The organism is Streptomyces sp. NBC_00299 (assembly GCF_036173045.1).
Taxonomy (GTDB): domain Bacteria; phylum Actinomycetota; class Actinomycetes; order Streptomycetales; family Streptomycetaceae; genus Streptomyces; species Streptomyces machairae.
This window is the reverse complement of sequence record NZ_CP108039.1, coordinates 1,290,665-1,314,989: the sequence shown is the minus strand read 5'-3', so window position 1 is coordinate 1,314,989 and position 24,325 is coordinate 1,290,665. Positions and strand designations below refer to the sequence as shown.

Genomic DNA, 24,325 nt, shown 5'->3' with positions numbered 1-24,325 from the left:
AGCCGGTACCGAGCCCGGAACCGGGCCCGCCACTCAGCTGAGCCGGGCACGAGAAAGCGGTGGGCGCTTCCCAATGCCGCCCACCGCTTTCACCTGAGGGGCCCGGGGCCCTATCGATCTGCGGCAACGCCGCGTGGGCGCGACCAGCCCCCACACACCCGCCCCCGCAATACGACCGCCCTTACCGAGCTACTAGGCGGAAACCTCCGAGCGGTCCCCACCCCACAGCGTGTGGAACGACCCGTCCCGGTCGGTCCGCCGATACGTGTGCGCCCCGAAGAAGTCCCGCTGCCCCTGCGTGAGCGCCGCAGGCAACCGCTCGGCACGCAGCGCGTCGTAGTACGCCAGCGCCGCAGCGAACCCCGGCGTGGGCACACCCTGCCGCGTCGCCGCGATGATCACCTCACGCCAGTCGTCCTGCGCCGCGGCGATCTCCTGCGCGAACGTGTCGTCGGACAGCAGGCTCGGCAGGTCGGCCCGGGCGTCGTACGCCGAGCGGATCCGGTCCAGGAACGCCGCGCGGATGATGCAGCCGCCGCGCCAGATCGCGGAGACGGCGCCCAGGTCGATGTCCCAGTCGTACTCGGCGCGAGCCGCGTCGATCTCGTGGAAGCCCTGCGTGTACGACACGATCTTCGACGCGTACAGCGCCTGCTCCACCCGGTCGGCGAACGCCCCCGCCTCCGCCTCGCTGAGCGGCGACGCCTTCGGGCCCACCAGCTCCCGCGAAGCGTCCCGCAGCGCCGCGTGCCCGGACAGGGAGCGGGCGAAGACCGCCTCCGCGATACCGGAGACCGGTACGCCCAGGTCCAGGGCGATCTGGACCGTCCAGCGGCCGGTGCCCTTCTGCTCGGCCTGGTCGACGACCACGTCCACGAACGGCTTGCCCGTCGCCGCGTCCACGTGCGACAGCACCTCGGCGGTGATCTCGATCAGGTAGGAGTCCAGCCGGCCCTCGTTCCAGGTGCGGAAGATGTCCGCGATCTGCGCGGGCTCGTACCCGGCGACATCCCGCAGCAGCTGGTACGCCTCGCCGATGAGCTGCATGTCGGCGTACTCGATGCCGTTGTGCACCATCTTCACGAAGTGCCCGGCGCCGTCGGGGCCGACGTGCGTCACGCAGGGGGCGCCGTCCTTCGCCTTCGCGGAGATCTTCTCCAGCATCGGGCCCAGCGAGTCGTACGACTCCTTCGGGCCGCCCGGCATGATGCTCGGGCCGTGCAGCGCGCCCTCCTCGCCACCGGAGACACCCATGCCGACGAAGTGAATGCCCTGCTCACGCAGGTCGCGCTCGCGGCGCCGGGTGTCGGCGAAGTGCGCGTTGCCCCCGTCGATGATCATGTCACCGGGCTCCAGCAGCGGCGCGAACTCCTGGATCACCGCGTCGGTCGGCTCACCGGCCTTCACCATGATCACAAGGCGCCGCGGCCGCTCCAGCGCCGCCACGAAGTCCTTCGCGGTCTCGGCCGCGATGAAATCGCCCTCGCTCCCGAATTCCTCCACCAGCGCGTGCGTGCGCGCCGACGTCCGGTTGTGAACCGCGACCGTATAGCCGTTGCGGGCGAAATTACGGGCGAGGTTGCGGCCCATGACCGCGAGACCCGTGACGCCGATCTGCGCCGAAGTGCTCATGCGTTGGCTCCTAGTGATCTCGATACAGCAGCGGTACGGGTACCGCTCATGCCCGCCAGTATTGCCCCTCGTCCATCCTGACGTGCCGGTACTCCGACCGCACATCCGGGTGGCGCGATGTCGCGCAGGCAGATACGGACGGAAGGCACCGGCGCACTCAGTCGTCCCGGAGCGCCGGGCAACGTGCGCCCGTCGCGCGCCACTTGGCGTGAAGAGGCGGCTGATTTGCTGTCTTGTCATGGCTCGTTCGCAGCGCTTACTTTTGCCCCTCCTGACGCATGTCAATGGGGGGCTCCTTCATGGCCGTACGCGGCCGGCACCGCCGGTACCAGCCGAACAGGATCAACCGCGCCTCACTCACCGTCACTGCGGGCGGCGCGGGCATCGCGCTCCCGCTGATCGGCACCGGTGCCGCGCAGGCGGCCGACGTGAGCACCTGGAACAAGGTCGCCGCGTGCGAGTCGACCAGCCGGTGGGACGTCAACACCGGCAACGGCTACTACGGCGGGCTCCAGTTCGCCCAGTCGACATGGGAGGCGTACGGCGGCCCGCGGTACGCGGCGCGTGCGGATCTGGCCACCAAGGACCAGCAGATCGCCGTCGCGGAGAAGGTGCTGGACGGGCAGGGGCCCGGCGCCTGGCCGGTGTGCTCGGTACGGGCCGGTCTGACGCGGGGCGGCGACACACCCGACATCCACCCCGCCGGCACCGGCAGGAAAACGTCGGTTCAGGACGTCCAGCCGCAGACACCGCCGCAGTCACGGGCGGGCACCGCCGAGATGTACACCGTGGTGCACGGCGACACCCTCTCGGAGATCGCCGAGTCGGAGCAGGTCAAGGGCGGCTGGCGGGGCCTGTACGCCGCGAACCGGAAGGCCGTCGGCGCGGACCCCGACCTGATCCTGCCGGGGCAGCGGCTCGCACTGCGCGGCAAGGCCGCCACGACGACGCCCCCGAAGACGGACCGGCCGGCGGCCACCCCGAAGTCGTCGCCCGGGAAGACCTCTTCGGAGAAGACCACCCCGAAACGGGAAGAGCAGGCGACGACGGCCAGTCGCTCCATGGTCTCCCCGGTGAGCGCCCCGTCGGGCACCCCGTACCGCAAGGCGGGTTCGGCCTGGTCGAAGGGCTATCACACCGGCCTCGACTTCCCCGTGCCGACCGGGACGTCCGTGAAGTCCGTCGGCTCCGGGCAGGTCGTGAGCGCCGGGTGGGAAGGCTCCTTCGGCTACCAGGTGGTCATCCGGCACACCGACGGCCGCTACACCCAGTACGCGCACCTGTCGGCCATCTCCGTCAAGGACGGACAGTCGGTGGGCGCCGGGCAGCGCATCGGCCGCTCCGGGTCCACGGGCAACAGCACGGGCCCGCATCTGCACTTCGAGGTGCGGACGGGGCCCGGCTTCGGCGCGGACATCGACCCGGTGGCCTATCTCCGGGCCGGAGGCGTCAGGATTTGACGCGGATGCGGTGCCGGTCGAGGACCGGCGTCGGGACGTACGGGCCGCCGTAGAACGGACCGTAGTGGTACTGGGGCCCGCTCTCGGCCTGCGGCGGCTCGTCCTCGTACGCGCCCTCCGCGATTTGGGCCGGTACGAGGATGTCCTCGATCCCGTCCGGTACGCGGATCTCGGATCCGTCCGCTTCGAGGAGTTCCCTCTCCGGTACGAGGACACCCTCGTGCGGCATCGGTGCGACCTGCTCCGGAACGCCGGCGAGCAGCTCCCCGGCGGGCACCGGAGCCGCGTCCGGCTCGGGCAGGGCGACGGCGCCGGCCGACGAGGCCTGCGCCTCGGGCAGAGCCGCCGAGGCAGCGGTCTCCGTACGCGCGATCCGCTCCGTGGTCAGCAGGATCAGGCCACCCGCCGCGACCACGCCGCAGCCCAGAGCGAGCACGGTGCCCGTGGTGCCGTACCGGAAGGTCTCGCCGAACATCGTGATGCCGACCGCTGCCGCCACCACCGGGTTCACGACGGTCAGCGTGGCCAGCGGCGCCGCGAGGCCCGCGCCGCGGTAGGCAGCCTGGGACAGCAGCAGACCGGCCGTGGCGAAGACGCCTATCGTCGCCAGGGCGGGCACGTCGGCCGCCGACACCCCGCCGTTCCAGTCGACCGCGACGATCTTCGTGAACACCGAGGACATGCCGAACGCTATGCCGGACGCGATGGCGAGCAGCATGCTGCGCACCGCCGGATGCCGGTGGGCCGCCCGCCCCGCGATCATCAGCGTCACGACGACGGTGCCGGTCACGAGAGCGACGACCACCCGCTCGGCCGTGGCCAGCGACTGCGACTCCGAGGCGCCGACCAGGGACAGCAGTCCGGCGAGACCCACGGTCGCCATGATGGCGCCCCGCCAGGCCGTCGCCCCGGCCTTGCGGCCCACGAACAGCGCCGCCATCGGCAGCGCGAACACGATCGTCAGGGCGCCCAGCGGCTGCACCAGACTCAGCGGACCGAAAGCCAGCGCCACCACGTGCAGCAGACCACCGAGGCCGTTCAGCGCGACCGCCGCCCACCAGCCCGGCCGACGCATCGGCGCGAACTGCTGTCCCGGAGAGGACACCGCGACACGCTCCTGTACGATCGCCCCGCCCGCGTACGCGACGGCGGAGACGAGCGACAGAAGCACGGACAACGCGAGGGCGCTCATGAGCTGCTCCTCTGCGTGAGGCGGGGCCGCTGACCCCGGCGCGGCGAACGGTCGGCTTTCATAATCAACACGATGCCGCGAAAACCTCTTCCCGTCGTCGTACCAGAGCACGCACTGTGTCGTACTACCGATGGAGTACGACGCCCGCGGAGTCATCCCCAAGACGGGTGACCCCGGGCGGAGACCCCCAGGTGATAACCCCGACGGGCCCTGGTACTACTGCCCTTCGTGGATCTCGACCCCCATCTCGCCGCGCTCCGGCCGCTCGGCGCCTTCTTCGTACTACGCACCCCCGGGGAAGCAGCCCGGCCGCTCCCGACCCTGGCGGAGACCTACCGGGAAACCTCGTCAAGGACTGAGGGGGACCCGCTGGACTTCCGCGTCCGGAAGGTCGCGAACGCCCTGCGCGCCCCCGAGTTGCGGATCGCCGCCTCCGTGGCCCAGCAGGGCCTCGCGGCCCGGCTCTGGTCGGTGACCCTCGGCTGCGCCGCCCTGTACGGCCGCATCCCCGACCTCGACCCCGGCCTGCTGCACTGGGACCCCGACGGCAGCGCCCCGGACGACCTGTGGCTCACCGAGGTGCGCCCGCTCCCCGCGGACCCGGCGACCGTCGCGGACGTCGTCCTGCACCGCCACCTCCAGCCGCTCACCGACGCCGTGCACGCCCGCTACCGGGTGGCCGCCGGGCTGCTGTGGGGCAACGCGGGATCCGCCCTCGCGGGCGCCGCCCGGCAACTGGACCAGTGGGCGCGCACAGGCGGCCGTACGGACACCGCAGCCCGGGCCCGCGCTCTGACCGAGGAGCTTTTCGGCCATCCCCTCCTCGCCGGCACCGGCATCCTCTCCGGGACCGCGTTCCGGCGCCGCAGCTGCTGTCTCTACTACCGGGTGCCGGGCGGCGGAGTGTGCGGTGACTGTTGCTTCACACGAGCCCCGCGCTCTTCCCCACGCGCCCCATCTGGGTGACCATGAAAGGGCAACAAGCCGCTGAGAACAGGGGGTTCCGGGTGCGTGTGGGACTGCTGACCCGGGAGTACCCGCCGGACGTGTACGGCGGCGCGGGTGTCCATGTCGAGTTCCTCGCCCGGGAGTTGCGGGACCTCGTCGACCTGGAAGTGCACTGCTGGGGCGAGGGCCGCGCGGTGGGCGTGCTGCGGCACCGCCCCTGGTCGGCGCTCGACACCTCGAACGACGCGCTGCGCACCTTCTCCGTGGACCTCGCCATGGCCGCCGGCCTCGAAGGCCGCGACCTCGTCCACTCCCACACCTGGTACGCCAACCTCGGCGGCCACCTCGCCAAGCTCCTGTACGGCATCCCGCACGTGATGACCGCCCACTCGCTGGAGCCGCTGCGCCCCTGGAAGGCCGAACAACTCGGCGGCGGATACGCCCTGTCGAGCTGGGCCGAGCGCACCGCGATCGAGGCCGCCGACGCGGTGATCGCCGTCTCCGGAGCCATGCGCGAGGACATCCTCAGCTGCTACCCGGCGCTCGACCCGGCCCGGGTCCACGTCGTGCACAACGGCATCGACACCACCCTGTACCGGCCCGACCACGGCACCGACGTCCTCAACCGGTTCGGCCTCGACCCCGACCGCCCCTACGTACTGTTCGTCGGCCGCATCACCCGCCAGAAGGGCGTACCCCATCTGCTGCGCGCCGTACGGGACATCGACCCGGCCGCGCAGGTCGTGCTGTGCGCCGGGGCGCCGGACACCCCCGAGATCGACCGGGAGTTCCGCGATCTCTACCAGGAGCTGAGCCGGGTCCGCGAGGGCGTGCACTGGATCCCGCAGATGCTGCCCCGCCCGGAAGTGATCCAACTCCTCACACACGCCGCCGTGTTCGTCTGCCCCTCGGTGTACGAACCCCTCGGCATCGTCAACCTGGAGGCGATGGCCTGCGGAACTCCCGTGGTGGCCTCCCAGGTCGGCGGCATCCCCGAAGTCGTCGACGACGGCAAGACGGGCCTGCTCGTCCCGCTCGACGACGACTTCGAGGCGGGCCTCGCCCGGGCGCTGGACTCGCTCATCGGCGACCCGGGGACCGCCGCGCGGATGGGGGAGGCCGGACGGGAGCGCGCGGTGGGGGAGTTCGGCTGGGACGCCGTGGCACGCCGGACGGCCCGGCTCTACGGGGAGATCCTCAAACAGGCTTAGCGCGCGGTGCTCAGGGGCAGGCTGGGATCAACCAGGGTGAGGGGAGCGGCCATGCGTCGTGGCGGACCTTCGGTGCTCGGAATCGTGCTGGCGGGCGGTGAGGGCAAGCGCCTGATGCCCCTGACCGCGGACCGCGCGAAACCGGCGGTCACCTTCGGTGGCACGTACCGTCTCGTCGACTTCGTGCTCTCCAACCTCGTCAACGCCGACATCCTGCGCATCTGCGTCCTCACCCAGTACAAGTCGCACTCCCTGGACCGCCACGTCACCACCACCTGGCGGATGTCCAGCCTGCTCGGCAACTACGTCACCCCGGTCCCGGCCCAGCAGCGGCTCGGCCCGCGCTGGTACCTGGGCAGCGCGGACGCGATCCTGCAGTCCCTCAACCTGATCTACGACGAACGCCCCGAGTACGTCGCGGTGTTCGGCGCCGACCACGTGTACCGCATGGACCCGCGCCAGATGCTCACCCAGCACATCGAGTCCGGCGCGGGCGTGACGGTGGCCGGCATACGCGTGCCGCGCAGTGAGTCGTCGTCCTTCGGCGTGATCAGCCCCGGCTCGGACGGCCTGAGCGTGGATCGCTTCCTGGAGAAGCCCGCCGACCCGCCCGGCCTCCCGGACGACCCGGAGTGCGTGTTCGCCTCGATGGGCAACTACATCTTCACCACCAAGGCCCTCATCGAGGCGCTCCAGCGGGACGCCGAGGACGAGAACTCCGTGCACGACATGGGCGGTTCGATCCTGCCCCAGCTCACCGACCGGGGCGAGGCCCAGCTCTACGACTTCAGCGCCAACCACGTCCCCGGCGAGACCAACCGCGACCGGGGCTACTGGCGGGACGTCGGCACCCTGGACGCCTACTACGACGCCCACATGGACCTCATCGCCGAGCGCCCCGCGTTCAACCTCTACAACCGCAGCTGGCCCATCTACACCCACTCCAACCAGCTCTCCCCGGCCCGCTTCAACGCGGGCGGCATGGCCAGCGAGTCCATCATCAGCGCAGGCTGCCTGATCCGCGGCCAGGTCACGCGGTCCGTGCTCTCGCCGGGCGTGGTGGTCGACCCGGGGGCGGTGGTGCAGGGGGCGGTGCTGCACGACAACGTGCGCATAGGGCGGGGCGCGGTGGTGCGGGGCGCCGTACTCGACAAGAACGTCGAGGTGCCGCCGGGCGCGACGATCGGCGTCAATCCGGAGCGGGACTCCGACCTGTACACCGTCTCCAAGGGTGGCGTGATCGCGCTGGGGAAGGGGCAGCAGGTCCCCTAGCTACTGCGCAGGACGCAGCGGCGGCGTCGCCCGGCGTACGACGACACCACGGGACGGGCTCCCGAGGATGGTGACAACCGTCCGGAAGGAGCCGACGCCATGCACCGCATCCTGCCCGTTCTCACCGCTGCCCTGGTCGCCTTACCCGTCCTGTCCGGCACCCACGCGCAGGCGGCGACCGCCCAACGCCTCTCCGCCGACAGCCCGTTCGCCGACTGCGCGCCCGGCGCGCTGGACCCCGGAACGGCCGACGGCGCCATCGAGCCGCAGCTCGCCGTCGACCCGCACGACCCCCGCCGACTCGCCGTCGCGTGGCCGCAGGACCGGCAACGTGGTGTGGTCCTCGCCGTCAGCGACGACCGCGGCCGCTCCTGGACCCGGACCGTCGTACCCGGCCTGACCCGGTGCTCGGGCGGCACGTACGACTACGTGGACGGCCCTGCCGTGACCTTCACTGGGGACGGGGCGCTGCTGGTGACCGGCGGTCTCTTCATGGCCGACGGCTCGGCGAGCGCGGCCCTGTCCGTGCGCTCGGACGACGGCGGCCGGACCTGGACCCGTCCCGCGGTCGTCGTCGAGGAGACGGACCCTGACCAGGGCGGACACGGGGGCGGTACGGCCGTGACCGACCCGCGCGACCCGGACGTGCTGTACGTCGTCACCCCGCGCTTCCCCGCCCAGAGCCGCACCCGCAACGACGCCTGGATCAGCCGCAGCACCGACGGCGGACGCAGTTGGGCGGCACCCGTGCTGGTGGCGGACGCGGGGGAGGGCCATCTGATCTCGGGGCACCGGCTGAGCGTGCTCGACGACGGCACGCTGGTCGACGTGTACAGCAGGGTCAGGTTCGGCGAGGGCCCGATCACCAGCCGGCTCACCCTGCAGGCCGTACGCTCCACCGACGGCGGCCGTACCTGGTCCGCGCCGGTGAAGGTGGCCGACCAGCGCACCACGTGGCTGTTCCAGGACCCCGAGTCCGGTGAGCAGGTCTCCCACACCACCAGCCTGCTTTCGGACACCGCCGTCGACCGGCGCACCGGCCGCCTCTACGTGGCCTGGCAGGACTCGCGGTTCAGCGGCGGCGGCGCCGACGCGGTGGCCCTGGCGGCGTCGGACGACGGCGGTCGGACCTGGTCCGAGCCGGTGAAGGTGAACCGCACGCCCGCATCCGTCCCCGTGCCGAACCAGCAGGCCTTCACGGTGACGCTGGCCGTCGGCCGTGACGGCACGGTCGCCGTCGCCCATTCCGACTTCCGCCACAACGACGAGGGCACCCCCCTGCTCACCGACCGCTGGCTGGCCCGCTGCCGCCCGAAGCCGGTCGACTGCGGATTTGGCAGGGCGACTTGGCGGGAGACCCGGCTGACCCCGACCTCGTTCGACATGCGCAAGGCCCCGCGCATCCCCGACGAAGCCAGTCCCCGTGGCTACTTCCTCGGTGAGCAGATGGGGCTGGCCGCGACCGGGCGGGGCTTCACCGCCGTATGGGCGAAGCCGGACGCGCCCGGCCGGGCGGCGGTGTACGCGTCCGTCGTGCGGTGACCGAGGGGCGAAGGGATCCGTGACGCCTCCCGGGTGACAACCACAGGATGCCCGGTGCCGCTACCTGTGCTGAAGTGACCTCATATGCACCATGAGTCCCGCCCCTTTCACAGGGGCGGGACTTAATCTGCCGTTAACTGAGCGTAGCTTGATCGTACTTGACTGTAATCGCCAGAGAGCGATTGACTGCTGGTCCACCCTTCGTCGACGCGAGGCAAGCCATTGACGTCTGACCTGCTCGCACCTCTCGACCTGGCGTTCTGGAACATCGAGTCCGCCGAACACCCCATGCACCTGGGCGCCCTCGGCGTCTTCACGGCGCACTCGCCCACCGCCGGCGCCCATGCGGCCGACCTGCTGGCCGCCCGCGCCGCCGCCGTGCCCGGACTGCGGATGCGGATCCGCGACGCATGGCAGCCGCAGGGCCTGCTGCGGCCGCTCTCCTTCGGAGGCGCCACCCGCGAGCCCGCGCTCGACTTCGACCCGCTCGACCACGTCCGGCTGCACGCCCCGACCGCCGACTTCCAGGACGTCGCGGGCCGGCTGATGGAGCGCCCGCTGGAGCGCGACCGGCCGCCATGGGAGGCGCATGTGCTGCCGGGCGAGGACGGCGTGTCGTTCGCGGTGCTGTTCAAGTTCCACCACGCCCTCGCCGACGGCCTGCGGGCGCTGACCCTCGCCGCCGCCGTTCTGGACCCCATGGACATGCCCGCACGCAAGCCTCGTCCCGAGGCGCCCCGCAGCGGCCGCGTTCCGGATGTGCGCAAGCTGCCGGGTCTGGTGCGCGGCGTCCTGTCCGACGTGGGGCGCGCCCTCGACATCGGTGCCTCGGTCGCCGTGTCGACGCTGGCGATGCGCTCGTCGGACGCCCTGACCGCCGAGCCGAGCGGCACCCGCCGCACCGCCGGAGTCGTCATCGACATCGACGACGTGCACGTGGTCCGCAAGGCCGTCGGAGGCACCGTCAACGACGTCCTGATCGCGGTCGTCGCGGGCGCCCTGCGGCGCTGGCTCGACGAGCGCGGCGACGGCAGCGAGGGCGTCGCGCCCCGCGCCCTGATCCCCGTCTCCAAACGCCGCCCGCGCACCGCGCACCCCCAGGGCAACCGGCTCTCCGGCTACTTGATACGGCTCCCCGTCGACGACCCCGACCCGCTGCGCCGCCTCGACACGGTCCGCGCCGCCATGGACCGCAACAAGGACCTCGGCCCCAACCGGGGCGCGGGCGCCGTCGCCCTGCTCGCCGACCACGTACCGGCGCTCGGCCACCGGATCGGCGGACCGCTGGCCGGGCAGGCCGCCCGGCTCTGGTTCGACATCCTCGTCACCAGCGTGCCGCTGCCGGGCATCCCCCTGAAGCTCGGCGGCCACCCCGTCACCGAGGTCTACCCCTTCGCCCCGCTGGCCCGCGGCCAGTCCCTGGCGATCGCGATCTCGACGTACCGCGGACGGGTCCACTACGGCCTCGTCGCCGACGCCAAGGCCGTACCGGACCTCGACGTGCTCGCCCAGGCCGTGTCCGAGGAGGTGCAGTCGCTGATCACCGCCTGCGGCCCCTGAGCCCTGCCGCCGCGGGCCCGCTTCGCCGGATTTTGGAGGACCGGCCCGGCGCTCCGTAGAATTCCCCGTTCGAAAGCGGGCGCGGTCGGCGCGCCGCTCCGGTGATCAGGGAAACGGCAGCGCGATGACGGTGACAGAGGAAGGCCCGGCGGCCACGGACGAGGTCGTGCACGAGCCCGGTGACCAGGTCGTGTACGGCCCCGGCATCGACCCGGAGCGGCTCGCCGTGTGCCTGAGCGTGCTGGACGAGCTCGACAAGCTGGAGGTCGACCACCCCGACGCGATCGCCGTGCGCCGGGCCACCGCCGGCGTCTACCGCACCGTCAAGCAGCGCCGCCGCCAGGAGCGCCGGGCCGCCAAGACCGCCCACGACAAGGCGGTCACGGAGGCCACGGCGACCGGCTCCGCCCAGCGCATCGACGACGAGACCGAGGGCATCCTGCCGTCGTCGGCGACCGAGGAGGGCAGGATCGCCGGGATACTCCAGCGCCCGCGCTCCTGCTACACCTGCAAGACCCGGTACGTGGAAGTCGACTACTTCTACCACCAGCTCTGTCCCGACTGCGCCGCCCTGAACCGGATCAAGCGCGACGTCCGCGCCGACCTCACCGGCAAGCGAGCCCTGCTCACCGGCGGCCGCGCCAAGATCGGCATGTACATCGCGCTGCGGCTGCTGCGGGACGGTGCGCACACGACGATCACCACGCGCTTCCCGAAGGACGCCATCCGCCGTTTCAAGGCCATGGACGACTCCGCGGACTGGATGCACCGCCTGGAGGTCGTCGGTATCGACCTGCGCGACCCCGCCCAGGCCGTCGCCCTCGCCGACCAGGTCGCCGAGGCGGGCGCCCTCGACATCCTCGTCAACAACGCGACGCAGACCGTACGCCGACTGCCCTCCGCCTACGCCGCCCTGGTCGACGGCGAGAGCGCCCCGCTGCCCGCCGGTGAACTGCCCGCCCACCACGTCATCGGCGCCTTCGGCTCCGGCGCGGTCGACGGACTGGCCTCCCTGCCCGCCGGCATCTCCGGCATCGACGCACAGCAGGTCGCCGACCTCGCCCTGGTCGCGGGCAACGCCAGCGTGGCCCGGCATCTCGACGGCACCGCCATCGACGCCGGCGGCCTGGTTCCCGACGTCGTGGACAGCAACACCTGGGTGCAGACCATCGAGCAGATCTCCCCGGTGGAGCTCCTCGAAACCCAGCTGTGCAACTATACGGCGCCGTTCATCCTGATCAGCAAGCTGCGGCCGGCCATGGCGGACGCGGCGCGGAAGGCGACCAGCGGACGCGCGTACATCGTGAACGTCTCCGCGATGGAAGGCGTCTTCGGGCGCGGCTACAAGGGTGCGGGGCACCCGAACACGAACGCCGCCAAGGCCGCCATGAACATGGTCACGCGGACCAGTGCGCAGGAGATGTTCCAGAGCGACGGCATCCTCATGACCTCGGTCGACACGGGCTGGATCACCGACGAGCGCCCGCACTTCGACAAGCTGCGCCTCGCCGAGGAGGGCTTCCACGCGCCGCTGGACCTGGTCGACGGCGCGGCTCGGGTCTACGACCCGGTCGTGCGGGGCGAGGCGGGCGAGGACGTGTACGGGGTCTTCCTGAAGGACTACGCGCCCGGCAAGTGGTGAGCGGTCGCCGGGGCCGGCCGGTGCGCTGCTCGCACACTCGTGCCGCCGTCCACCAGTAGGTCGGCTCCCGTTATCCACTGGGCCGCGTCCGACGCCAGCCACAGCACCGCCTGTGCGACGTCGTCAGGCTCCCCGATGCGGCCCAGTGGCAGCCCGCTCGCGACCTCCCGCTCGCCCGGCTCCCACACGAACCGCGCCATCTCGGTCCGTACGAGGCCGGGGGAGACGGAGTTCACCCGCACCCCCGGGCCCAGCTCGCCCGCGAGCTGCTGGGTGAGGTGCAGGAGCGCGGCCTTGCTGGTGCCGTAGGCCCCGACGCCGGGGCCCACGTGCCCGGCGCCCTCCGTGCAGATGTTGATCACCGACCCGCCGTGCTCCCGCATCCAGGCCCGCCACGCCCACTGCACCAACCGGAGCGCGGCCTCGACGTTCACGATGAAGGCCGCGCGCCAGGCGTCCGGGTCGGCGTCCATGAGCGGCCCGAACGGCTGGTTGGTCGCCGCGTTGTTGACGAGGATGTCCAGCCGGCCGAACGCGCGCAGGGTGGCCCGCGTGACCTCCCGCAGGTGCGCGGGGTCCGCCACGCTCCCGGCCAGCCCGATGCCGCCCAGCTCGGCGGCCGTCCTGCGCACCTCGTCCGCGTCCCGCGCGGTCACGCAGACCCGCGCCCCGGCCGCGGCCAGGTGCCGGGCGACGGCGAGTCCGATGCCACGCGTGCCGCCGGTGACCATGGCGGCCCTGCCCTCGAGACCGTGCGACGACGTCATCGCCGTACGGTCTCATGACGGGTCGTCAGTCAACAGCCCCGAGCGGCGAGTGCCGCGCCGCCACCAGTTCCAGCACCGTGCGCCAGTCCTCCAGGACCCCGGCGTCGAACTCGGCGCTGCGGCCCTCCTCGTCGGCCTGGCGCAGGCGCACCAGGTCGTCGTCGGCGGAGTTGAAGGCCCGGCACTGGTCGCGTACGAGGCGGGAGACCCGTTCGCCGAGGAGGGGCCGCACCGCGTCTGCGGCGCAGTCGGAATGGCGGGTCACGTCGGCCGGGCCCAGCAGCGGGCCGATGGCATGAACGAGCCCCGCGACCTGGAGTTCCTTGTCGGCGGGGCGTGCGCGGCGCAGCAGTGCGGCTGTCTGCAGCGCGTGTTGGTGGAGATCGACTCGGATGCTCCCGAGGCCCGGGGTGTCCCGGGTGCCCCGGCAGGCGTACAGCAGATCCATCAGCTCTTCGACACTGCGCAGCTCCATGCGCCAGTCCTCCCGCCGGACAAGCCGTTGCCGTACGTCAGCAGATCATGGCCGCCTTGCGATTCGGCCAACGGGACTTGAACTGCGTGGCGTGCCGGGAGTGGAGCTGGGCAGCTTGCGGGCGTTGAGCCGAACGAGTGACTTGTAAATCTCGCATTTCATGACAAGTGGGGATGAAGTCGGCAGGCGAAAACCGGTCGACTCCGGATAGTTACAGCTTGTTTGCAGCCCCATCGAGCGGGCACCCGCTCATTTGGTTAATCTGTAGCGGACGGACAGCACTACAGGGTCCCAACCCACACCCATGGTCCGTCCCGGGACAAGCCGGTGCACAACGGCCTGCTCTCAGCACCAGTTACCGGCGCCACCGCGTCCGAGCCGACTTTGAGTATGACCCGAGCGGGCGTCAGGTATCCGGACCGCAGACTGGGCCGGCCCGCCCCGAGGGTGATCCGACACATAAGGAGTGCGCGGTGACACCTGAGAAGACGAATCGCGAACAGCGCCCCAAGGAACGCACGGAGCGCGCGGGCCGCCGGTCGAACGAGATCGGCAGTCTCGATGTGTGGGCCAGGTCCGCCCCCATCCGCCTGGCGGGCTACGAGGACGACCTCGCCGAGCCCCACATCCTGCCCAGCGTCGACTGACGACCGACGTCGACTGAAGGGGCAGAACCCTTCGCGATCGCCGACCGCATGGGCGTGCGAGACTCACGCCCATGCTGATCAGAGAAGCCGCGGCCGACGACTGGCCGCGGATTTGGTCTTTCTGGCACCGGATCGTGGCCGCCGGTGAGACCTACGCATGGGATCCGGACACCTCCGAGGCCGACGCCCGGGCCTTGTGGCTGAACCCCGCCAAACGCGTCTACGTCGTCGAGGACGACGCCGGAGCCGTCGTCGCCTCCGCCTTCGTCACCCCCAACTACGGTGGCCCCGCAGCCCGTATCGCCAACGCCGGCTTCATGGTCGACCCCGATCACGGCGGCCGCGGCATCGGCCGCCTTCTCGCCGAGCACATCCTGGCCGCGGCCAAGGCCGATGGCTATCGGGGCATGGTCTTCAACGCCGTTGTCGAGACCAACCCGGCCGTGCGCCTGTGGACCTCGCTCGGCTTCACGATTCTCGGCACGGTTCCGGACGCGTTCGACCATCCCCGGCACGGTCGTGTGGGGCTGCACATCATGTACAGGGCGCTTTAGCGAGCGAACCGAGCTCCCTCTCTGTTTGCCTAAAAGCTTTAGGCAAGTGCATACTCGCTTATGGTAAGCGAGGGGGTTGTTATGGCACGCGTAGGGCTGACCGCGGAACGTCTGGTCCGGGCAGGCGCGGAGCTCGCCGACGAGGTCGGCTTCGAGCAGGTGACCGTGTCCGAGCTGGCCAGGCGGTTCGACGTCAAGGTCGCGAGCCTGTACTCGCACATGAGGAACTCAGCCGACCTCAAGACACGGATCGCCCTGTTCGCGCTGGAGGAGCTGGCCGACCGGGCCGCCGACGCCATCGCGGGACGGGCCGGCAAGGACGCCCTGGTCGCCTTCGCGAACGTATACCGCGACTACGAGCGCGATCACCCCGGCCGCTCCGCCGCAGCGCGTATGCGACTCGACCCCGAGACGGCCGCCGCCAGTGCGGGCGTCCGGCATGCGCAGATGACCCGGGCGATCCTGCGCGGCTACCACCTGACGGAGCCGGACGCGACACACGCCGTACGGCTGCTGGGCAGCGTCTTCCACGGCTACTCCAGCCTGGAGTCGGCAGGCGGCTTCAGTCACAGCGCCCCCGACTCCGAGGAGACCTGGTCCCGGATCCTCGACGCCCTCGACGCCCTGCTGCGCAACTGGCCGACCGCGCCCACCCCTGATCGACAGGCCGAGGACACCGGCCCGGAACAAGGACGCTGAGGACATGGACACCCCGCACGACTGGATCACCACGCCCGTCTCCGCCGAACTTCTGCGCGGCGCCCTCGACGTCGAACGCACCGAGCACGGCGTGCTGCCGCACCGGCTGCCCGCGTGGGCACGCGCCCAGAACACCGACGAGCAGCTGGCCATGGCCGAGTCACAGCCCTCCGGGGTACGGCTCGCATTCCGCACCCGTGCCACCGCCGTCGAACTGGAGGCACTGCGCACCAAGCGCTGCTACGTGGGTGCCCCGCCCCGCCCGGACGGCGTGTACGACCTGATCGTCGACGGCCGCCGTGCCGGACAGGGCAGCGTGACCGGCGGCAACGTCGTGACCGTCGACATGATGGCCGGGACCTCCGAGGACCGGCCCGGCCCCGCCGGCACCGTCCGCTTCACCGGGCTGCCCGACGGCGACAAGGACGTCGAGATCTGGCTGCCGCACAACGAGACCACCGAACTGATCGACCTGCGCACGGACGCCCCCGTCGAGCCCGCGCGCGATCCGGGCCGCAGGGTCTGGCTGCACCACGGCAGTTCGATCAGTCACGGCTCCGACGCGGCGAGCCCCACCGGCATCTGGCCCGCGCTCGCGGCCACCCTCGGCGGCGTGGAGCTGATCAACCTGGGGCTGGCCGGCAGCGCTCTGCTCGACCCGTTCACCGCCCGCGCCATACGGGACACCACGGCCGACGTCATCAGCGTCAAGATCGGTATCAACCTGGTCAACATGGACCTGATGCGGCTGCGTGCCTTCGGCCCCGCGGTCCACGGCTTCCTCGACACCATCCGTGAAGGGCACCCGACGACACCGCTGCTGGTCGTGTCGCCGATCCTGTGCCCGATCCACGAGGACACACCGGGCCCCTGCGCCCCCGACTTCAGCGGCCTCAGCCGAGGCCGACTGAAGTTCGTCGCCATGGGAGACCCGGCGGAACGCGCGAGCGGCAAGCTGACGCTGGGCGTGATCCGGGACGAGCTGTCCCGCATCGTGAAGCAGCGGGCGGCCGACGATCCGAACCTGCACTACCTCGACGGCCGCGACCTCTACGGCGAGGCCGACTCCGCCGAGCTGCCCCTGCCCGACGACCTCCACCCCGACGCCACCACCCACCGCCGCATCGGCGAACGCTTCGCGCAGCGGGCATTCACCGGCGACGGGCCCTTCGCGGCGGCGGCCTCACAGGGTGGCGCCGAATAGCCGTCCGGCCGTCCATCGGTACACGACCTAGTCGAGCGGCGCCGTCCGCTGCCACGGACGCAGCTCCTGGATCCGCTCCGCCAACGCCAGCAGCTCCGCCTCCGCCCCGGGACGTCCGACCAGCTGTATGGCGCAGGGCGCGCCGGAGGGCAGTGTGCCGAACGGGATCGACATCGCGGGCCAGCCGGTGAGGTTCCACGGCGGGGTCAGCGGCGAGTAGTTGGTGTTGGCCAAGATGTTGCGCAGCCAGCCCCGCTCGTGCCAGGGCTCGGACTTGGGGGAGCGGCGGGCCAGGGCCGGGGTGAGCAGGACGTCGTACTCGGCGAAGAACGGCTCCAGCCGCCGGCGCAGCTGCTGTCGGCTCTCGCCGACCCGCACCCGGTTGACGAAGCGCTTGCCGACAGCGGCGTGGACCCGGGTCCGGCGGGTGAGCTGCCGCGGGTCGAGGCCCTGCGCGTCCACCGCCGTGCCCGCCGTCCAGTGGGTCAGGGAAGTGACCCCCAGCGACATGGGATACGGCGGGTCGGCGCGCCGTACCTGGTGACCCGCCTTGATCAGCAGCCCGGCGGCGTCGCGTGCGGCGGTCGCGTACGGCTTGCTGATGGTGACCCCGGCGAGCGGGCTGCGCAGGGACACGGCGATCCTGTGCGTGCCGGGCGCCCGAGGGCCCACGACCTCGGTGTCCGCGAGGACCGACAGCATCAGGCGCGCGTCCTCGACCGTCGTGGCCAGCGGGCCGTTCTCCGACATGCCGAACCAGTCGCCGTCACTGACGCCGGCCGGGACCACTCCGGTGCCGGGCTTGATGGTGACCAGGCCGCAGTTGGCCGCCGGTATGCGCAGGGAGCCCATGCCGTCGTTGCCGAGGGCGATCGGCACCATGCCCGCGGCGACCGCGGCAGCGCTGCCGCCGGACGACCCGCCTGCCGTGCGCGAGGTGTCCCACGGGTTGCGGGCGGTGCCGTGCACGCCCTCCGTGGTGCCGAAGACACACAGCTCCGGCACGTTCGTCAGCCCCACGACGACCGCGCCGGCGGCCCGCAGCCGGGCGACGGTGACGTGGTCGTCGTCGGCCGGGGTGTCCGGCGTGGCCGCGGAGCCGATGCGCTTGGACTCGCCGCGCACCGCGAGGTTGTCCTTGACGGCCACCGGCACGCCCGCCAGGGGCAGTTCGGCGAGATCGGCGCGCGAGCCGACCTCGTCGGCCTCGGCGAGCGCCGCCTCGGCCCGGACCACCCGGAAGGCGCCGACGCGGCCGTCCAGCCGCTCGATACGGGCCAGGTGCTCGGCCACCACCTCACGGGGCGTGGCCTGCTTCTCGCGTACGGCGGCGGCGATCTCGGCGGCGGTCCGGCCGACCCAGTTGGTCACGGGCGCTCCTCGGGGCTTACTCGCGAGTATGTAGGAGAACTCTGCCCGGCGGCGGGCCCGGCGTCGAGGGGTCGCCGGGCTTGGATATTCGGGACGCTCTTCTTGGACTTTTCACAGCGACTCTCCTCGGTACCACCCCGCTGACCTGCGCATCATCCGATCAATCAGCCAACTCGGCGCCAGTCGCATCCCATTGACAGCCCTTGGGGCCCGCCCAATCATCAGACATCCGATGAATGGGGGTGCCTCATGAGGAGACGCTGGCGATCGTCCGGTGTCCTCGCGGCGCTGATGCTGTTGCTCGCGGCGCCGGTGCCGGCGCTCGCGGAGGGCGACCAGGAGACGCCGGTCACGGTGCCGGCGCTGGCCGACTGGACGCCGTCATCCGGCAGTTACACGTACGGGCGCTCCGCCCGTCTGGTGGCCGACAGCGAGGGCGAACGGCGGGTCGCCGGCACCCTGGCCGACGACCTGAACGACGCCGGACACGGCAGGGTTCCCGTGGTGCGCGGCGGCGCCCGGCCCGGTGACATCGTTATCGACGTCCAGCCCTCCCGGACCTCCCTCGGCGCGGAGGGCTACCAACTCCGCGCGGACAAGCGGCTCTCGGTCACCGCGGCGACCGAGACCGGCGCCTTCTACGGCACCCGCACCCTCCTCCAGCTCCTCGCCCGGGGCGACCGGATTCCGGCCGGCCACACGGTCGACATTCCGCGCTACAAGGAGCGGGGCGTGGGCGTCTGCGCCTGCTACATCAACATCTCCATGCCATGGCTGGAGAACCTGGTCCGCGAGATGGCGTACCACAAGCTCAACCAGCTGCTCCTCGAACTGAAGGTGAAGAGCGAGGCCCACCCCGAGGCCAACACCTGGGGCTACTACACCAAGGACGAGATCCGCCGCCTGGTCGCCCTCGGCAAGCGGTACCACGTCGAGATCATCCCCGAGATCAACTCCCCGGGGCACATGGACCCGTGGATCGAGAACCGCCCGGATCTCCAGCTCACCGACTCCGACGGCAACAAGCAGCCCTCGCGCCTCGACATCACCCGGCCGGAGTCCTTCGCCTACTACACGAGCCTGATCGACGAGTACGCCGAGGTCTTCCCCGCCACTTCCTGGCACATGGGAGCCGACGAGTACATGCTCGGCTCCGACTTCGCCAAGTACCCGCAGATCCTGAAGTACGCGCAGGACAAGTACGGCCCGGACGCCACGCCGCAGGACGCTTTCATCGACTTCGTCAACCGCGTGCATGCCTACGCGGGGGACAAGGGCAAGAAGCTGCGCATCTGGAACGACGGGCTCACCGGTGCCAACACCGTCCCGGTGACCGCCGGAACGACGGTCGAGCACTGGCTGAACGTGGCGGTGAAGCCGAGTCAACTCCGGCACCGGGGCTATCCGTTGATGAACGCGGCCTACGCCCTCTACCTGGTCCGCGGCGGCTTCCACAGCGACACCGAGGCGGTGTACGACCAGAGCTGGGACCCGCGCAGCTTCGAGGGGGAGAAGCTGGCCTCCCGTGACGGGATCACCGGCGCGAAGATCAGCCTGTGGCCCGACAACGGACGCGGCGAGACCGAGAACGAGGTCGCCGCTGCCCTGTGGCCCGCGCTTCGGCACATCGCCCAGGCAACGTGGGGCGACCCCCATCCCGACGCCGCCTACGCCGAGTTCACGGCACGCGGCACGGCCGTCGGGCACGCGCCGGGGTGGCGGGACCTGACGCGGGTGCCGGTCGCGAATGGGTCGTACACCTTCCGGACGCCCGGCCGGTCGTTCGACGCCGAAGTGAAGCGCACCGCCGACGGCTACGTGACCGTGCGGACCGCGCAGGGCTGCCTCGAGGTGCGCGGCGGGAAGCTCACGCTGAACGTGCCGCTGCAGCCCGGAGTGGAGGCGGCGCCTCAAGCGTGCGATGCGCAAAGCACCCTGCAGCGCTGGCAGTTGGAAGCCGTGGCAGGTGGCTACCGGCTCGTCAACGCCATCACGCGCATGGCGCTGAGCGTGAGTGAGGACGGCCGGCTCGAGCAGTACCCGCCGGACCGGCGCACGCCCGCCGTCTGGCACCTGACCTGAGGACCTGACCCTGACCCGAGGAGCCGTCCCATGGCCGTTTCCCGACGCGTCTTCGTCGCGACAGCCGCCGTCCTCGCCGCGACCGGCACGACAAGACCCGCCCTCGCGGCACCCGCGGCCGCTTCGAGCGACGTCCGCTACCGCATCCCCGTCAGCCCCGACGACACCGAGGCCGACCTGGTCCGCAAGGCCTCCCAAGTCCGCCCCACCGCACGGCAGATCGCCTGGCAGCGGCTGGAGCGCACCGCGTTCCTGCACTTCGGCGTGAACACCTTCACCGGTCTGGAGTGGGGCACCGGCGACGAGGACCCGGACGTGTTCCAGCCGACCGGCCTCGACACCGACCAGTGGGCCCGCGCCCTGCGTGACGGCGGCTTCCGGCTCGCCATCCTCACCGTCAAGCACCACGACGGCTTCGTGCTGTACCCGTCCCGCTACACCGACCACTCGGTGGCATCGAGCAGCTGGCGCGAAGGCCGGGGCGACGTGCTGCGTTCCTTCGCCGACTCCATGCGCCGGTACGGCATCAAGGTCGGCGTCTACATCTCACCGGCCGACGAGAACCAGTACCTCCACGGCGTGTACGCCAACGGCAGCACCCGCACCGACCACACCATCCCGACCCCCGTCGAGGCCGACGACCGCACCCCGGCGGCGTCCCGCACGTACACCCTCCCGGCCACCGACTACGGCGCCCACATGCTCAACCAGCTCTACGAGGTGCTCACGGAGTACGGCCCGATCGACGAGGTCTGGTTCGACGGCGCTCAGGGCCGCATCCCGCCGGACAAGGTGGAGAAGTACGACTGGGACAGCTGGTACACCCTGGTCCGCTCGCTCGCGCCCGACGCCGCGATCGCCGTGTCCGGCCCGGACGTGCGGTGGGTCGGCAACGAGGGTGGGCTTGCCCGGGAGGACGAGTGGAGCGTCGTACCGGTACAGGAGAAGGACTACGGCCGGACGGACTACGCCCTCGCGTACGACGCCCCCGACATGGGCAGCCGTGCAGCGCTGGTGCAGGCCCGGCCCGTCGCCGACCACCTCCAGTGGTGGCCGGCCGAGTGCGACGTCTCCATCCGGGACGGCTGGTTCTACCACGCCGACCAACAGCCGAAGAGCGTCGAGCAGTTGACGGACATCTACTTCCGGTCCGTGGGCCGCAACTCGGTGCTCCTGCTCAACATCCCGCCGGACACGGACGGCCTGCTGCCCGCCGCTGACGTGGCACGGCTGCGGGAGTTCCGCGAGCGCGTGGACCGCGAGCTGCCGGAGGACCTGGCGCGCGACGGTCGTACGACCGCGTCGCCGGGCCGGGTCACCGTCGACCTCGGCGGCGAGCGGGAGGCGGACCGGATCCGGCTGGCGGAGGACATCCGGCACGGGCAGCAGGTGGAGAGCTTCGTCGTCGAGGTGCAGCGGGACGGTGCCTGGACGGAGGTGACCCGGGCCGGCGCGATCGGCGCGAGCCGGATCCTGCTCCTGGCGGCTCCGGTGCGGGCCCGGCGGTGGCGGGTACGGGTGACCGGCTCGCGGGCCGCGGTGCGCATCGCGGAGTTCGGGCTGTACCGGTCACGGGTCTGAAATTCGGTTGACCGGGGCGGGGCCGTGCGGGCTGGATGGGGTGCATGGCCGACATTCAGGGCACGTACGACGACCTGTTCACCGCGGTGCCGAACGCGCTGGCCGCGATGCTGGACGCGGGGGACGCGGGCGGTTCCGTCGCGGTCTTCGTGGACGGCGCACCGGTCGTGGACGTCTGGGGCGGGTTCGCGGACGCCGACCGCACCGTCCCGTGGGAGCGCGACACGATCGTCAACGTCTGGTCGGTGACCAAGACGATGACGGCCCTGTGCGCCCTTGTCCTGGCCGACCGCGGCGAGCTCGACCCGGACGCAGCGGTCTCCCGCTACTGGCCGGAGTTCGCGGCGGCGGGCAAGGAGAAGGTGCTCGTACGGCACCTGCTCGCGCACACCGCCGGTCTGCCCGACTGGGACGGGCCTGTCGAGGAGCTGTACGACTGGCCCGCCGCCACAGCACGGCTCGCCGCGCGGGCCGCTCGGTGGGAGCCGGGCAGCGCGGCCGGCTACCACTCGCTCACGCAGGGATTCCTGGTGGGCGAGGTCGTACGGCGGATCACCGGCCGCAGCGTGGGCGAGTTCCTCGCCGAGGAGGTGACCGGGCCGCTGGGCGCGGACTTCCACATCGGGCTGGCCGCCGAGCACGACCATCGGGTCGCGCCCTCGATTCCGCCCACCGGACAGGGCGAGGACTACGCGGCGAGCGCCTCCGCGGGCCCCTCGGGTTCCGAGGCGGGCAACGGCGTCCGCGTCCGCGACGGCAACAGCCTGGCCTGGCGCCGCGCCCAGATCCCCGCGGCGAGCGGCTTCGGCAACGCACGTTCCGTGGCCCTCGTACAGTCCCTGCCGGCCTGCGGGGGAGAGGTGAACGGGGTCCGGCTGCTGTCCCGAGCCGGTTGCGACCGCGCTTGGGAGGAGCAGTTCGCCGGCGACGACCGCGTCCTCGGCATGCCCATGCGGTGGGGCCTCGGGTACGGCCTGTTCGGCACCACGTACGGCTGGGGCGGCTGGGGCGGCTCCCTCGTGATGATCGAGCCCGACAGCCGGCTGGCGGTGGCGTACGTGACGCAGCAGATGCGCGAGCCTGCCAAGGACACCCGGGGGCTGGAGATCGTGGCGGCCGCGTATGAGGGGCTTCAGGGGCTGCGCTGATGACGTCCGGCGAGCTCGGATCCGCAGGATTCGACACCTCTGCAACGCAGCGTGAATGCCCTCGCTCGGGCTCGCGGCACCACCACTTCAGCGGTGACGGCCCGTCGATCCCGTGACACCGCTGCCGTCGCAAGTCGCCCTCATCCGGCACGGATGGATCGGACCCATGACCTTATCACCCCGCGGCGTCAGCCGGACCGGCCTCGGCGGCCTGCCGTTGGCCTAGGCCGTGGGGTCACGCGCCCCGCGCCACCCCTGTGCTCCCCCGCTCGATCAGCCGAGGCACCGGCACCCGTACCGCCCGCGCCGACCCCCCGTCCAGCAGAGCGGTCAACTCACGGGCCGCCGTGCGGCCGAACTCCACGCTGTCCCGGGACAGGGCCGACAGCCAGGGCTTGACCATGCGGCACAGGGCGGAGTCCTCCCAGGACACCACCGAGACGTCGGCCGGTACGGAGAAGCCGAGTTCGGTCGCGGCGGCGGCGCCGGCGACGGCCATCACGTCGTTGTCGTAGATCAGCGCGGTCGGGGGAGCCGGGTCCTCCAGGACCCTGCGGGTGACCGCCGCGCCCTCGGCGTCGGAGTAGTCGGTGGTCACCGACTTCACCTCGGTCAGGCCGCGCCGCCCGGCCTCGGCGCGCAGGGTGCGGATGCGGCGTTCGGTGTGGGCGAGGCCCGGCAGGCCGGCGATGTGCACGATCCGCCGGTGGCCGAGAGCGTACAGGCCGTCCACGACCGAAGCCATCGCGCCCGCGTCGTCCGCCCAGACCGTGGAGAGCCCGGGATGGCGATCGTCGGGGGCGCCGCCGATCACCACGGCGGGCAGGCCGAGTTCGTCGAGGAGGCCGGGGCGGGGATCGTCGGTGCGCGGATCGACGACGAGGACGCCGTCCACGCGGTGCTCGGCCCACCAGCGGCGGTACACCGCGCACTCGTCGGCGACGTCCTCCACCACCTGGAACAGCAGCCCGAGATGCCGCTCCGCCAGCACCTCCTGGATGCCCGAGACCAGTTGGAGGAAGAACGAGTCCACCCCCAACGTGTCGGCCGGACGCGCCAGCACGAAACCGACCGTCGCCGCGCCCTCCCCGGACAGCGCCCTGGCCGCCGTACTGGGCCGCCAGCCCAGCTCCTCGGCGACCCGCCGTACCCGGTCGCGGGTCTCCTCCGACACGCCGGGCCGGCCGTTCAGCGCGAAGGAGACCGCGCTCTGCGAGACCCCCGCGTGCCGCGCTATGTCCTTCATCGTCGGCCGACGGGCCGGTGACCGCTTGCCTGACATGGCGATTCCCCATTCCGCCGACACATTCCCACGGCTCATTCCCGGAGCAGTATGCA

20 protein-coding genes are annotated in these 24,325 nt (G+C 71.6%); 14 read left to right on the top strand and 6 right to left on the bottom strand.

Annotated features, from left to right (window positions below; translation table 11 throughout):
* Positions 1 to 192 precede the first annotated feature (192 nt).
* Positions 193 to 1,632 (bottom strand): NADP-dependent phosphogluconate dehydrogenase, encoded by a 1,440-nt coding sequence (gndA, locus tag OHT51_RS05660; protein ID WP_328877778.1) that lies wholly within the window; start codon positions 1,630 to 1,632, stop codon positions 193 to 195.
* Between the two features lie 299 nt (positions 1,633 to 1,931).
* On the opposite strand from gndA, the gene OHT51_RS05655 reads away from it, so the two are divergent.
* Positions 1,932 to 3,092, top strand: a complete 1,161-nt coding sequence (locus OHT51_RS05655) for a transglycosylase family protein (protein ID WP_328877777.1) — start codon at positions 1,932 to 1,934, stop codon at positions 3,090 to 3,092.
* Here OHT51_RS05655 and OHT51_RS05650 read toward each other — a convergent pair.
* The gene (locus tag OHT51_RS05650; RefSeq protein ID WP_328877776.1) at positions 3,082 to 4,284 is read right to left on the bottom strand and encodes a DMT family transporter; all 1,203 of its coding nucleotides are present in this window, start codon (positions 4,282 to 4,284) and stop codon (positions 3,082 to 3,084) included. The genes OHT51_RS05655 and OHT51_RS05650 overlap by 11 nt on opposite strands.
* Positions 4,285 to 4,512: 228 nt before the next feature.
* Between OHT51_RS05650 and OHT51_RS05645 the strand changes: the two genes are divergently transcribed.
* The 6 genes from OHT51_RS05645 (at position 4,513) to OHT51_RS05620 (ending at position 12,459) form a co-directional block, all read left to right on the top strand.
* Entirely contained in the window at positions 4,513 to 5,250 is a 738-nt protein-coding gene (locus OHT51_RS05645; RefSeq protein ID WP_328877775.1) for a (2Fe-2S)-binding protein, read from the top strand.
* Between the two features lie 41 nt (positions 5,251 to 5,291).
* Positions 5,292 to 6,443: a glycogen synthase gene (gene glgA, locus OHT51_RS05640; protein ID WP_328877774.1), complete on the top strand. Its 1,152-nt coding sequence runs from the start codon at positions 5,292 to 5,294 to the stop codon at positions 6,441 to 6,443.
* A 51-nt stretch (positions 6,444 to 6,494) separates the two neighbouring features.
* The gene (gene glgC / locus OHT51_RS05635) at positions 6,495 to 7,715 is read left to right on the top strand and encodes a glucose-1-phosphate adenylyltransferase (RefSeq protein WP_328877773.1); all 1,221 of its coding nucleotides are present in this window, start codon (positions 6,495 to 6,497) and stop codon (positions 7,713 to 7,715) included.
* 99 nt (positions 7,716 to 7,814) lie between these two features.
* The gene (locus OHT51_RS05630) at positions 7,815 to 9,257 is read left to right on the top strand and encodes a sialidase family protein (RefSeq protein ID WP_328877772.1); all 1,443 of its coding nucleotides are present in this window, start codon (positions 7,815 to 7,817) and stop codon (positions 9,255 to 9,257) included.
* A gap of 222 nt (positions 9,258 to 9,479) precedes the next feature.
* Positions 9,480 to 10,817 (top strand): wax ester/triacylglycerol synthase family O-acyltransferase, encoded by a 1,338-nt coding sequence (locus OHT51_RS05625; RefSeq protein ID WP_328877771.1) that lies wholly within the window; start codon positions 9,480 to 9,482, stop codon positions 10,815 to 10,817.
* Between the two features lie 124 nt (positions 10,818 to 10,941).
* Complete coding sequence (locus OHT51_RS05620) at positions 10,942 to 12,459, top strand: SDR family NAD(P)-dependent oxidoreductase (RefSeq protein WP_328877770.1); 1,518 nt, start codon at positions 10,942 to 10,944, stop codon at positions 12,457 to 12,459.
* Here the strand turns inward: OHT51_RS05620 and OHT51_RS05615 are convergent.
* Together OHT51_RS05615 and OHT51_RS05610 are read right to left on the bottom strand one after the other, a co-directional pair.
* Positions 12,438 to 13,226, bottom strand: a complete 789-nt coding sequence (locus tag OHT51_RS05615; RefSeq protein WP_328877769.1) for an SDR family oxidoreductase — start codon at positions 13,224 to 13,226, stop codon at positions 12,438 to 12,440. The genes OHT51_RS05620 and OHT51_RS05615 overlap by 22 nt on opposite strands.
* A 25-nt stretch (positions 13,227 to 13,251) precedes the next feature.
* A complete protein-coding gene (locus OHT51_RS05610) occupies positions 13,252 to 13,701 on the bottom strand; it encodes a hypothetical protein (protein ID WP_328877768.1) in 450 nt (149 codons plus the stop codon).
* A 473-nt stretch (positions 13,702 to 14,174) separates the two neighbouring features.
* Here OHT51_RS05610 and OHT51_RS05605 point away from each other — a divergent pair, with 473 nt between their 5' ends.
* The 4 genes from OHT51_RS05605 (at position 14,175) to OHT51_RS05590 (ending at position 16,805) form a co-directional block, all read left to right on the top strand.
* Complete coding sequence (locus OHT51_RS05605; RefSeq protein ID WP_328420641.1) at positions 14,175 to 14,348, top strand: hypothetical protein; 174 nt, start codon at positions 14,175 to 14,177, stop codon at positions 14,346 to 14,348.
* A 71-nt stretch (positions 14,349 to 14,419) separates the two neighbouring features.
* Positions 14,420 to 14,902, top strand: coding sequence for a GNAT family N-acetyltransferase (locus tag OHT51_RS05600; RefSeq protein ID WP_328877767.1), 483 nt, complete (start codon positions 14,420 to 14,422; stop codon positions 14,900 to 14,902).
* An 81-nt stretch (positions 14,903 to 14,983) separates the two neighbouring features.
* Positions 14,984 to 15,601 (top strand): TetR/AcrR family transcriptional regulator, encoded by a 618-nt coding sequence (locus tag OHT51_RS05595; protein ID WP_328877766.1) that lies wholly within the window; start codon positions 14,984 to 14,986, stop codon positions 15,599 to 15,601.
* 4 nt (positions 15,602 to 15,605) lie between these two features.
* The gene (locus OHT51_RS05590; RefSeq protein WP_328877765.1) at positions 15,606 to 16,805 is read left to right on the top strand and encodes a GDSL-type esterase/lipase family protein; all 1,200 of its coding nucleotides are present in this window, start codon (positions 15,606 to 15,608) and stop codon (positions 16,803 to 16,805) included.
* 27 nt (positions 16,806 to 16,832) lie between these two features.
* On the opposite strand, the gene OHT51_RS05585 is transcribed toward OHT51_RS05590, so the two are convergent.
* Positions 16,833 to 18,176, bottom strand: a complete 1,344-nt coding sequence (locus OHT51_RS05585; protein ID WP_328877764.1) for an amidase — start codon at positions 18,174 to 18,176, stop codon at positions 16,833 to 16,835.
* Positions 18,177 to 18,425: 249 nt separating this feature from the next.
* On the opposite strand from OHT51_RS05585, the gene OHT51_RS05580 reads away from it, so the two are divergent.
* The 3 genes from OHT51_RS05580 to OHT51_RS05570 are packed head-to-tail and all read left to right on the top strand — an operon-like array spanning position 18,426 to position 22,987.
* The gene (locus OHT51_RS05580) at positions 18,426 to 20,258 is read left to right on the top strand and encodes a beta-N-acetylhexosaminidase (protein WP_328877763.1); all 1,833 of its coding nucleotides are present in this window, start codon (positions 18,426 to 18,428) and stop codon (positions 20,256 to 20,258) included.
* Between the two features lie 30 nt (positions 20,259 to 20,288).
* Complete coding sequence (locus tag OHT51_RS05575; RefSeq protein ID WP_328877762.1) at positions 20,289 to 21,839, top strand: alpha-L-fucosidase; 1,551 nt, start codon at positions 20,289 to 20,291, stop codon at positions 21,837 to 21,839.
* A 44-nt stretch (positions 21,840 to 21,883) separates the two neighbouring features.
* Complete coding sequence (locus OHT51_RS05570) at positions 21,884 to 22,987, top strand: serine hydrolase domain-containing protein (RefSeq protein WP_328877761.1); 1,104 nt, start codon at positions 21,884 to 21,886, stop codon at positions 22,985 to 22,987.
* 235 nt (positions 22,988 to 23,222) lie between these two features.
* On the opposite strand, the gene OHT51_RS05565 is transcribed toward OHT51_RS05570, so the two are convergent.
* Positions 23,223 to 24,269, bottom strand: coding sequence for a LacI family DNA-binding transcriptional regulator (locus OHT51_RS05565; protein ID WP_328877760.1), 1,047 nt, complete (start codon positions 24,267 to 24,269; stop codon positions 23,223 to 23,225).
* Positions 24,270 to 24,325 lie beyond the last annotated feature (56 nt).

Bases quoted from the DNA above. Each gene is read 5' to 3' on its own strand.
- gndA (WP_328877778.1), bottom strand. From the start codon at position 1,632: ATGAGCACTTCGGCGCAGATCGGCGTCACGGGTCTCGCGGTCATGGGC.
- OHT51_RS05655 (WP_328877777.1), top strand. From the start codon at position 1,932: ATGGCCGTACGCGGCCGGCACCGCCGGTACCAGCCGAACAGGATCAAC.
- OHT51_RS05650 (WP_328877776.1), bottom strand. From the start codon at position 4,284: ATGAGCGCCCTCGCGTTGTCCGTGCTTCTGTCGCTCGTCTCCGCCGTC.
- glgC (WP_328877773.1), top strand. From the start codon at position 6,495: ATGCGTCGTGGCGGACCTTCGGTGCTCGGAATCGTGCTGGCGGGCGGT.
- OHT51_RS05630 (WP_328877772.1), top strand. From the start codon at position 7,815: ATGCACCGCATCCTGCCCGTTCTCACCGCTGCCCTGGTCGCCTTACCC.
- OHT51_RS05620 (WP_328877770.1), top strand. From the start codon at position 10,942: ATGACGGTGACAGAGGAAGGCCCGGCGGCCACGGACGAGGTCGTGCAC.
- OHT51_RS05615 (WP_328877769.1), bottom strand. From the start codon at position 13,226: ATGACGTCGTCGCACGGTCTCGAGGGCAGGGCCGCCATGGTCACCGGC.
- OHT51_RS05610 (WP_328877768.1), bottom strand. From the start codon at position 13,701: ATGGAGCTGCGCAGTGTCGAAGAGCTGATGGATCTGCTGTACGCCTGC.
- OHT51_RS05600 (WP_328877767.1), top strand. From the start codon at position 14,420: ATGCTGATCAGAGAAGCCGCGGCCGACGACTGGCCGCGGATTTGGTCT.
- OHT51_RS05595 (WP_328877766.1), top strand. From the start codon at position 14,984: ATGGCACGCGTAGGGCTGACCGCGGAACGTCTGGTCCGGGCAGGCGCG.
- OHT51_RS05590 (WP_328877765.1), top strand. From the start codon at position 15,606: ATGGACACCCCGCACGACTGGATCACCACGCCCGTCTCCGCCGAACTT.
- OHT51_RS05580 (WP_328877763.1), top strand. From the start codon at position 18,426: ATGAGGAGACGCTGGCGATCGTCCGGTGTCCTCGCGGCGCTGATGCTG.
- OHT51_RS05575 (WP_328877762.1), top strand. From the start codon at position 20,289: ATGGCCGTTTCCCGACGCGTCTTCGTCGCGACAGCCGCCGTCCTCGCC.
- OHT51_RS05570 (WP_328877761.1), top strand. From the start codon at position 21,884: ATGGCCGACATTCAGGGCACGTACGACGACCTGTTCACCGCGGTGCCG.
- OHT51_RS05565 (WP_328877760.1), bottom strand. From the start codon at position 24,269: ATGTCAGGCAAGCGGTCACCGGCCCGTCGGCCGACGATGAAGGACATA.